The sequence below is a fragment of the Holdemanella sp. genome (assembly GCF_056804935.1).
Genome location: NZ_DBMEXE010000039.1, coordinates 1 through 10303 on the forward strand (window position 1 = coordinate 1; position 10303 = coordinate 10303).

The 10303-nt window shown below is 35.3% G+C and carries 9 protein-coding genes, 1 tRNA gene and 1 riboswitch; of the genes, 4 read left to right on the forward strand and 6 right to left on the reverse strand.

Annotated features, from left to right (window positions below; genetic code table 11):
- Nucleotides 1-144 precede the first annotated feature (144 nt).
- From ACZQCL_RS03180 to ACZQCL_RS03190, 3 genes are all read right to left on the reverse strand, one after another.
- Nucleotides 145-1452, reverse strand: coding sequence for a uracil-xanthine permease family protein (locus tag ACZQCL_RS03180; protein WP_217799031.1), 1308 nt, complete (start codon nt 1450-1452; stop codon nt 145-147).
- 57 nt (nt 1453-1509) lie between these two features.
- Nucleotides 1510-1611, reverse strand: a riboswitch (purine riboswitch).
- Nucleotides 1612-1643: 32 nt separating this feature from the next.
- Entirely contained in the window at nt 1644-2558 is a 915-nt protein-coding gene (locus ACZQCL_RS03185; protein ID WP_482481829.1) for a nucleotidyltransferase family protein, read from the reverse strand.
- Between the two features lie 69 nt (nt 2559-2627).
- The gene (locus tag ACZQCL_RS03190; RefSeq protein ID WP_482481830.1) at nt 2628-3452 is read right to left on the reverse strand and encodes a DegV family protein; all 825 of its coding nucleotides are present in this window, start codon (nt 3450-3452) and stop codon (nt 2628-2630) included.
- 148 nt (nt 3453-3600) lie between these two features.
- On the opposite strand from ACZQCL_RS03190, the gene ACZQCL_RS03195 reads away from it, so the two are divergent.
- The 3 genes from ACZQCL_RS03195 (at nt 3601) to ACZQCL_RS03205 (ending at nt 5794) form a co-directional block, all read left to right on the forward strand.
- Nucleotides 3601-3676, forward strand: a tRNA-Glu gene (locus tag ACZQCL_RS03195).
- A 151-nt stretch (nt 3677-3827) separates the two neighbouring features.
- Entirely contained in the window at nt 3828-5192 is a 1365-nt protein-coding gene (locus ACZQCL_RS03200) for a sodium-dependent transporter (RefSeq protein WP_118116109.1), read from the forward strand.
- A 65-nt stretch (nt 5193-5257) separates the two neighbouring features.
- The gene (locus tag ACZQCL_RS03205; RefSeq protein WP_337533561.1) at nt 5258-5794 is read left to right on the forward strand and encodes an LOG family protein; all 537 of its coding nucleotides are present in this window, start codon (nt 5258-5260) and stop codon (nt 5792-5794) included.
- 19 nt (nt 5795-5813) lie between these two features.
- Here ACZQCL_RS03205 and ACZQCL_RS03210 read toward each other — a convergent pair whose 3' ends face one another.
- From ACZQCL_RS03210 to ACZQCL_RS03220, 3 genes are read right to left on the reverse strand one after another with little or no spacing between them, the layout of a single operon-like run.
- Entirely contained in the window at nt 5814-7670 is a 1857-nt protein-coding gene (locus tag ACZQCL_RS03210) for a PTS mannitol transporter subunit IICBA (protein ID WP_482481831.1), read from the reverse strand.
- Between the two features lie 22 nt (nt 7671-7692).
- Nucleotides 7693-8454, reverse strand: coding sequence for a DeoR/GlpR family DNA-binding transcription regulator (locus ACZQCL_RS03215; protein ID WP_227992166.1), 762 nt, complete (start codon nt 8452-8454; stop codon nt 7693-7695).
- 58 nt (nt 8455-8512) lie between these two features.
- Nucleotides 8513-9775, reverse strand: a complete 1263-nt coding sequence (locus tag ACZQCL_RS03220; protein WP_227992167.1) for a zinc-binding dehydrogenase — start codon at nt 9773-9775, stop codon at nt 8513-8515.
- A gap of 158 nt (nt 9776-9933) precedes the next feature.
- On the opposite strand from ACZQCL_RS03220, the gene ACZQCL_RS03225 reads away from it, so the two are divergent.
- Nucleotides 9934-10303, forward strand: a 370-nt coding sequence (locus ACZQCL_RS03225) for a 1-phosphofructokinase family hexose kinase (RefSeq protein ID WP_482481832.1), incomplete at its 3' end; no start/stop codon positions are given.

Sequence of the window (10303 nt, forward strand, 5' to 3'; positions counted from 1 at the left end):
GGCATTCGAAATAAAGATATATGCCCAGAAGTCAATTTATATAAGACGTTGTATGAGTGTTGATTTTAGCTTTATATCCTAATTTATTAAATGTGTCTTTAACACAAAAAGAAAGTGTTAAACACAATGTTTAACACCGATTTGTTAGTCTTTTTTACCAGGCAAAATTAAATTTAATACGGTTGCGATCACAAACGTCATAATAATTCCGTTTTGTGCAAAAATATTTCCAACCCAACTTGGTAATTGTGCTAGAACTGTAGGTACTTGTCCAATACCAATTCCAAGACCAATTGCCAAGGCAATAATCAAAGTATTTCTTTCATTGAATTCAACACGCATCAATGATTGAATACCACTTACCAAAATACTCGCAAACATAATAACGGCAGCTCCACCAAGTACAGATTGAGGCATAACCGCAAATAAAGCACTTAATTTTGGACAGAAACCGCAAAGAATCAAGAAGATAGCTCCTGTCATAATTGTAAAACGGTTAACAACTTTAGTCACTGAAACCAAACCAACATTTTGAGAGAATGAAGTATTTGGCAAAACTCCAAACAATGAGGCAACAACAGAACCTAAACCATCTGCCAAAACGCCACCTTGTAATTCTTCAGAAGTTGCTTCACGATCTAAACCACCATTTGTGATACCAGAAACATCTCCGACTGTTTCAACTGTTGTCGCAATAAACATAATTCCCATCGCAATAATTACTTCCAAATTAAATTCCATCTTCACTGGCATAAAAGTTGGAAGTGCAATCCAAGAAGCGGTTTGAACTTGCGTAAAATCAACCATTCCTAATACAATGGCCAAGATATATCCGGCAATAATACCGATCAAAATCGAAGCATTATTCACAAAACCTTTAATTTGTTTTGCGATAATAATTACCAAAATAACAAATGTACCAACCAACAAATGTTTAGGATCCCCAAAATCAGCAGCACCACTACCTCCACCAAAATAATTGATACCAACAGGAAGTAATGATAAACCAATGGAAATGATAACTAAGCTAGTAACAACTGGTGGGAATAATTTTCTTAATGGTTTGATGAAGAAACCTAACACCATCTCAAATAAACCACCAATTAAACTTGCTCCCATCAATGCACCATAACCATATAGAGCACCCATTGCTTTGGCAGTTCCAATAAATCCAGAACTTGTACCCATAACGATTGGAAGTTTAGCTCCCACTTTCCACACTGGATATAACTGAACTAAAGTAACAGCTCCTGCAATAAACATCGCATTTTGAATCAATGCAGATTTTAAATCCGGTGATAATCCAAGCATTCCTGCAATAATCAATAATGGACTGATATTTCCAAGAAACATCGCCAATACGTGTTGGATTCCTAAAGGCAATGCCTCTTTTAAAGGTACAACTCCATCAAGTTCATATATCGAACCTTTTTTCACATCTTCTTTTCTCATTCTTTTCCTCCGAAAATAAAAAAGTCTCGTACAAAAACGAGAATCAACGCGACACAATAAAAAAGCAGGTTGATTCATAGTCCCTGAATTTACGGTTTAGGGGTAGAAACATCGACACCGTATTAGTCGATATATACGAAACACGTTTGGATTATACCATTAATCTAACAAAAAAAATAGGACAAATCGTCCTATTTCCATAATTTTTCAGGATATACACCATTTTCAATCAATTGTTTAAAGGCATTTTGCACATATTCCTTATCTTCGGCATATGTTACACCAAACCATTTATCATGCGTTTCAAGTACCTTTACATTGATACGATCTTCTCTCAATAATTCAGCCACAATATTTGGAAGCAAATACTCCTTCTTCATCGGATTATCTGAAATATTTGATAAGAACGTACTAAAATCCTTTTCTAAATAGTCTAAGAAATCTGGATAACCAGCCCACATATTCATAGAAACATTACTTTCTGGTTTTGCCCAAGCCTCTACTTCCGGATTATCACATACGATTTTATCCCCTTCAGCCTTGATTCCAGTTGTTTCATAAACTTCTTTTAATAAATTATTATCATCCACTTTACATACACCACGAGTTACAGTTCCATTCTCACTTAAAGTGTTCTTTAAAATGAATCCAGCCATGCCCATGTCAAATTCTTTTCCCATTTTCGCATGTTCAACCAAGAAATCATGTAACTTCACAAATGCTTCTTTTCCATAATAATCATCCGCATTAATAATCACATATGGTGTATCTACAACACTTTTCGCACATAATACAGCCTGGCCTGTTCCCCAAGGTTTTGTACGACCTTCAGGACAAGTAAATCCTTTTGGTAAATCATTGATATCTTGGAATACATATTCTACATCCATATAATTTTGGATACGATTACCTATTACTTCTTTAAATTCCTCTTCAATATCCTTACGAATAATAAACACGACTTTATCGAAGCCAGCTTCTTTCGCATCATAAATTGAGTAATCCATAATGATTTCTCCATTTGGACCCATTTTAGCTAACTGTTTGATTCCACCACCAAAACGAGAACCAATTCCAGCTGCCATAATAATTAATGTTGTTTTCATATTATCAAAAATTCTCCTTGTCAATCCGTATATCCATTATACTAAAATGTATACACCTTCACAAGTTGACTATAGTTTAGATACGAAACAAACACCAAATGCATTTGGTCCAATATGAACTCCAATTGTTGAACCAATACGAACACGATTCACATCTAAATCCAGTTTTGATTCTAATTTTTCAACATTCTCTAAACCATATGAATACAATGTATAAACTGGATACAATGTATCAACAATATCTGACTGCATCTTTTCACATACAACACTCGTTGCCTTATTTACACCACGTGTCTTACCGGCAACCACAACTTCTCCATGTTCTACACAAATAATTGGTTTAATACTTGCTAAAGTTCCAATAGCTGCTGCTGTCTTAGAAATTCTTCCACCCTTAGCCAAATATTCCAATGTATCTAAACCCGCATAAATATGCACATGCTCTTTTAATTCTTCTAAGCCAGATACAATATTTTCAACACTTCTATTTTCATCAATCCAGTTTATTGCCACTTCACATAGTAAGCGAATTCCAGCAACCGCAGTTAATGTATCTACAATATAGATATTTTCATAATCCACCATGTCTTTTGCCAGACAAGCACTCTGATATGTTCCGCTTAGCTTACTCGATAAAGATAAACAAATCAATGTCTCTTGTTTCTTCTTCCCTTCTTCAAAGATATCTAAAAATTCTTGTGGTGATGGTTGTGATGTTTTAAAAAATTCTTTTGAATTCATCATCTTCTCATAAAACGTTTCCTTATCAATATCAACACCATCCAAATAATTCTTTCCTTCAATCTGAATTTGTAATGGCACAAAATATAAATTTTTATTTCTAATCTCTTCTTGCGTATAATCACTTGCTGAATCTACTAATAATCGAATCATATTTTTCTCCTTAGTTAACTTAATTAACTGTTCACATTATATACCATTAAAACTTTCTGTCAAATATTTTAAAAAAATACTTGCATTAATTAAAATCATGTAGTAATATAAATGAGCACTTGTCAAGAAAGACGAGTTTCATATACATGGCGCGTTGGAGAAACGGTTAACTCACATGCCTTTCACGCATGCATTCACGGGTTCGAATCCCGTACGCGTCACCATTTTTCAAACAAAGTCCGAAAGGACTTCTTTTTTTATTCAAAACATATTTTTCAGAAATGTTAAGAAATTCAACATTTATTTTTTCATAAAATTGCGCAAACCCTTTCATAGATGATATAATTTAAATCATTGAGGAAGGGTGTTTTTATTATGCACAATAAACGTAGTACATTTTCTGGCAAATTAGGTTTTGTCTTGTCTGCCGCAGGAGCCAGTGTTGGTCTTGGTAACATTTGGCGATTTCCTTATTTAGCCGCAAAATACGGAGGAGGAATCTTCCTACTTATTTACATTGTTCTTGCCTTAACTTTTGGTTATACAATGATTATAGCCGAAACAACACTAGGTAGAATGACAAAGAAAAGTCCAGTGGGAGCTTTTCATACTTTCGCAAAGACAAAGTTTGCATCATTTTCCGGATGGATCAATGCCATTATTCCAATTTTGATCGTACCCTATTATTCTGTAATCGGAGGTTGGGTCATCAAGTACTTATTCGAGTATTTAAAAGGTGATGCAAAATTACTTGCCACAGATACATATTTTTCAAACTTCATTTCAAACGGAGTATCTACAGAAATATGTTTTATACTCTTTACTTTCTTTACACTCGCCATCATTTATGCAGGTGTTCAAAACGGAATTGAAAGAGTATCCAAATTTATGATGCCAGTTCTTGTCGTATTATCTGTAATCATTGCAGGATATTCAATCAGTCGACCTGGTGCATTTGAAGGTGTTAAATATTTCTTAATTCCTAATTTTGATAATTTTTCATGGATGACCGTAGTAAGTGCTATGGGACAAATGTTCTATTCGTTATCCATTGCGATGGGTATTTTGATCACATTTGGTTCTTATATGAAAAAAGACGTTTCCATTGAAGGTTCAACAGAAAACGTAGAAATTTTCGATACAGCCATTGCGATTATGGCAGGATTGATGATTATTCCAGCTGTATTTTCTTTTTCAGGTGGAAACATGGAAACATTAAAAGCCGGACCATCCTTGATGTTCATCACAATCCCTAAAGTATTCGCAAGTATGGGACTAGGCACAGGTATCGGTATCATTTTCTTCTTGTTGGTGTTATTTGCAGCTATCACAAGCTCTATTGCGCTAACCGAAAGTGCTGTATCCACATTCCAAGATGAATTACATTGGTCTAGAAAAAAATCTACAATCATTTTAGGCATTATTATGATTGGGTTAGGAACACTATCATGTTTAGGTTATGGTCCATTGTCAAACGTAACAATCATCGGAATGCAATTTTTAGACTTCTTTGATTTCTTAACAAACTCAGTCATGATGCCAATCGCTGCCATTGCGATTTGTATATTTGTTTCAAGAGTTGTTGGATTAGAAAAAGTCGAAGCAGAAATCACAAAAGATGGAAATTCATTCAAACGTAAGAAAATATTCAATTTCATGATTCAATACTTATGTCCAATTTTCGCATTCATTATTTTATTAAGTTCAATTGCGAACGCATTTGGATTTATTTCCATGTAAGCTTAGCTTGTGCTAAGCTTTTTTTGTGCACAATTTTAATGTAAACTAATTGCAGGAGGTAGTTTATGAACATTACAGTATATTTAGGATCAACCTATGGAAATGATCCAGACTTTAAAACAAAAATAATAGAATTAGGAACATGGATTGCCAAAAACAATCATACATTAGTGTTCGGTGGATCTAAAACCGGATTAATGGGAGAACTAGCCAATAGCACATTAAATGCGGGTGGCAAAGTAATTGGTGTAGAAGCACAAATGTTTGTGGATGAAGGTGTCCACATGGATAACCTTACCGAGCTGTACATTGAAAAAGACATTGCCGATCGAAGAACAAGAATGATTGAACTTGGTGATGCTTTCATTGCCTTTCCAGGCGCAACTGGAACATTAGAAGAAGTCAGTGAAATCTTATCAAAACTTTCACTGTACCAACTTGAATGCCCATGCATTTTCTATAATGTGAATGGATATTACGATCATTTAAAAGCATTCCTACAGCACATGATTGATTGTGAATTATCCACACCAAAGCAGCAACAAAACATCTATTTCTTAGATTCAATCGATGAAATCGCAAACAAATTAAAGGACGAGTAAATTTTCTCGTCCTTCTTTATTATGATAATTGTTTTAATATCCACTCTTTATCATTCGTTGTCTTCATTTTATTAAGTACAGCTTCATCTTCAAGGGCCAAACATATTTTAGATAACACTTCCATATGTTCTCCACCCTTACCTGCAATACCAATCACAAGCTGTGCTTTTTCATCCCCAAACTGAATTCCATCCGGATATTGAAGCAATACGATACCTGTTTTATGAATCACATCATCACCATGTGTAGTGCCATGAGGAATAGCCAATCCCATACCAATATAAGTAGTTACTAATTCTTCACGTTCCAACATAGCCGGTATATAAGCACCATCCACATAGCCTAATTCTCTTAACAACTTACCAGCCTCTGTAATCGCTTCTTCTTTGGATACAGAAGGAAGGTTTAATTTAATTCCATCCAATTGAATAACATCTTCTTGAACCGGTTTTGATTCTTCAGCCTCTTCCTTAACAGCTTCTGTCACAATCGAATCACCCGTTGATAGCTGGAAGAATAAATTATCTAAAGCTGGATCTGCCAAGAAGTTTGATATTGTAACTATTTTCGCAAAAGGTGCAGATTTTTTTGCACGCTCTACCAAAGTTTCTTGTACGACCGCAACATCACAATCCACTGGAATATTATCCACAGAAGTATTAATTACAGTTAAGTCTGGTCGCACACCTTTTAAACGGTTTCTAAATTTAGTAGCTCCCATTGCACTAGATCCCATACCTGCATCACACGCGAATACGATCTTACGAACCAAAGAAACATCTAATAAAGCTTCACTTCTTCCTTTACTTTCAGCTTTCATAGACTGCACCTTTTTACTAGCTTCATCCAAATTCTTTTCCCCAGCAAGCTTAACGATTGGGCTTGCCACCAAGAATGAAACGCCAGCCGCAATCAAAACACCTAATGCTGTCATGAACACAGAGCCTTTTTCTGCCATAGACAAGAAAGCAATAATTGAACCTGGACTTGATGGACCTTTCAATCCAATATTGAAAATAGAGTAAAATGCAATTGCACAAATATTCCCTAAAATTGGAGCAACAATCACAACTGGATTCATCAAAATATATGGAAAATAAATTTCATGAATTCCACCTAAGAAATGGATAATAATAGCTCCAGGCGCAGAATCTTTCGTTGCTTTGTCTTTCGCAAATAACCAATAAGCTAATAGTACACCTAAACCAGGACCTGGATTAGCCTCCAACATATACATTATGGATTTGCCTGTTTGTGCAGCTTGTTCAGCTCCAATTGGTGTAAATATTCCATGGTTGATCGCATTGTTTAAGAATAAAACCTTAGCCGGTTCAATAAAGATTGCTACCAAAGGAATCAATCCCTTATTTACAAGTACATCAACTCCATATGTTAACACAGTCAAAACACCTGTCATAAAAGGGCCAATAATATAGTATCCTAATATCGCAATCAACATACCTAAAATACCGACAGAGAAATTATTGATCAACATTTCAAAGCCAGCAGGCATATGTCCATCCATCATTTGATCAAATTTTTTAATTACCCAGCCAGAAAATGGTCCCATAACCATAGCTGCCATCAACATAGGTTGTCCTTGGGTTCCACCAACACCGGCAATACATCCAATAATCGCAATCGCCCCCATCACAAGTCCACGATCACCGCCAACCATTCTTCCTCCGGTTGCCGCAATTAATACTGGTAATAAATAAGTCAACATATATGGTTGAATCGATGCCAATTGTTCATTTGGTAACCATCCGTCCGCAATAAATAAAGCTGTTATAAATCCCCAAGCGATAAAAGCACCAATATTAGGCATAACCATCGCAGATAAGCTTTTACCAAGCTTTTGAATAGTTGTTTTCATAATTGTCCTTTCTTAGGACTTCTTAATATACAGATAGTCCTCGTTTTTCACATTCTTGTTTAAAACTATCTGAAAGTAACGAATCACTGATCAATACATCCACTTGATCTAAATCACAAATTGTATATGTACCCTTTCTTTCCACTTTGCTAGAATCCATTAACACAATCACTTTTTTAGATCTTTCAATTGCCTTTCGCTTTAACTCACAATCCTCTAAAGATTCGCATGTAAACCCCGTATCTTTTGCATAACGAGTTACACCAATAAACGCAACATCGAAGTTGACCTTCTCTAAGCAGCGAAGTCCATCCATTCCGTTGACACTAAAACTTCGCATATTTAGATTTCCACCTGTCACAAACACTTTCGATTTAGAAAGTTTTGCCATCTCTATAGCACACGTTAAGCCACTTGTATAAAAAATATTATTTTGATTATTTAAAACATGTGCCAACATTGTAGTCGTACTGCCTGAATCCACAAAAATTGTCTTAGCTGGTTCTACAAATGATAATGCCTTTTGCGCTATCTCTTTCTTTTCGTTTACATTCCGTCCGTAACGAAGTTTTAAGACATCATCATTTCCAGAAACCACATCCATAGATTTGGCTCCCCCATGAATTCGAACAATTCTTTTAGCTTGATCTAAATATTTTAAATCTGTACGCAATGTCATTTCAGACACAGAAGGAAATTTTTCTTTTAATTGTGTAAAAGTGACCGTTTGGTTTTCATTCACAAACTCTACAATTTCGTTTCTTCTTTGATCCATTACTTCCATACAATACCTCCTGTATTTACTGTATTTAGTATACACAAGATTCTCGGTTTTATAAAATCTATTCTTGTTCAAAATGAGCCAATAAATATTCTTCGGCTTCAGGACACCACAATCCCTTATGAGCATCTACGATATCTGCCAACGCAGTATATCGATCATCTTTTTCTCCCATTTCTCTTAAATCTGTTAACGCAATCAATGGCATATTTAAATGCGTATAAATCAACTTCTTTCCGCCTGGAATCTTAGGTAAATTTAATGTTGTTTCAGCCGCTGCATTCAAACCACCAATATGTGTAATCATAACAGCTGGATCAATACGATTTTCTGCTGTTAAGCGTAAAGATTCAATCATATCATCTGTATTTCCACCTGTAGTTCCCATTACATGTGTCGAATTATAGTGAACATCGTAAAAATTCATTCTTGCACTAAACTGTTTGTCCGTAGGCCCCGCAAAGAAATTTAAACATCCATCACGACCTAATACAGCGCTTGACAATTCCACAACCGCTTCAACCGGTGCATAACAGAATACATCATCAAAACCAGTTCCACCTGTAATTTCTTTTAAGCCGGCTGCAGGATCTTCCATCTTTCCTGTATTCACGAAATGCAATTCAATTCCATCAGCTGCCGCTTCTTCAACTGGGAATAAGTGAGCTGCTCGATCTAATCTTTCTTGATTTACGTCCGCAACTACTACCATTTTAGGGCGAATATCTCTATGCAACGCATATGTTAATGCGCCAAGTCCCATAGGGCCTGCTCCTGCAAGAATCGCAAGTTTTCCATCTTTCTTAATTCCCATTTCATGTTTATACACACCCATATGTGTATGATAAGCTGCATTAAATGCTCCAATCGAACATGACATTGGTTCAGCTAAACTAGCTTCATAATACGCTTTACCTTTATATTCAAGTAAGCATCCTAGCTCCATTACTTCAGCTGGAATAATGCAGTAAGTTGTATCTCCACCAAAAAATTCATAAGAATAACCAGGTGACCACATTGTTCCTTTATAGTTTAATGCTGGTTGTAAAGTAAATTTCATTCCCGGTTTAAATTTGTCTTGATGCTTAGCACCAACCTTAACAATATCACCCGCCATTTCATGTCCCATAATAGCTGGATGATCCGCAACATCTTCATGCACACGTTTATGATTCACTCCTAAGATGGCACATTTGTAAGTTGACATACAGACACTGTCTGAGACAACCTTTACTAAAATCTCATCTTCCTTAATTTCTGGTAATTCAAATTCGTCTAATCTTAAATCATTAGCTCCATGTAATCGCACTGCCTTTGCTTTCATTTTAAAAGTCTCCTCTCTCTGTAAATTGTTGTTTCAAAAGCTACATCTACATAATAACCGGATTATTTTAATTGTCAACTGTTATTTCAAAAATATTTCACTTGCGAAACAACAATAAAAGGAGTATCCTATAATCAGATAAAGAAAAGGAGATCATTATGATTTATACAATTACTTTTAACCCTTCATTAGACTACGTTATTCAAGTCGATCATTTTAAGCCTGGTATCATTAATAAAACAAAATTCGAAGAAATCCTTCCCGGAGGAAAAGGCATTAATGTTTCAATTGTCCTATCCAATCTTGGACACGAAAGTACAGCCCTAGGTTTTATGGCAGGTTTTACAGGAGAAGAAATTGAACATCGATTAGAGAGTTATGGAGCTAAAACAGATTTCATTCATGTAAAGAAAGGATTATCTAGAATCAACGTAAAAATGAAATCAGATGAAGAAACAGAAATCAATGGTATGGGGCCTGATATTCAGCCAGAAGACATTCAAGAATTATTCAATCAATTAGATGATC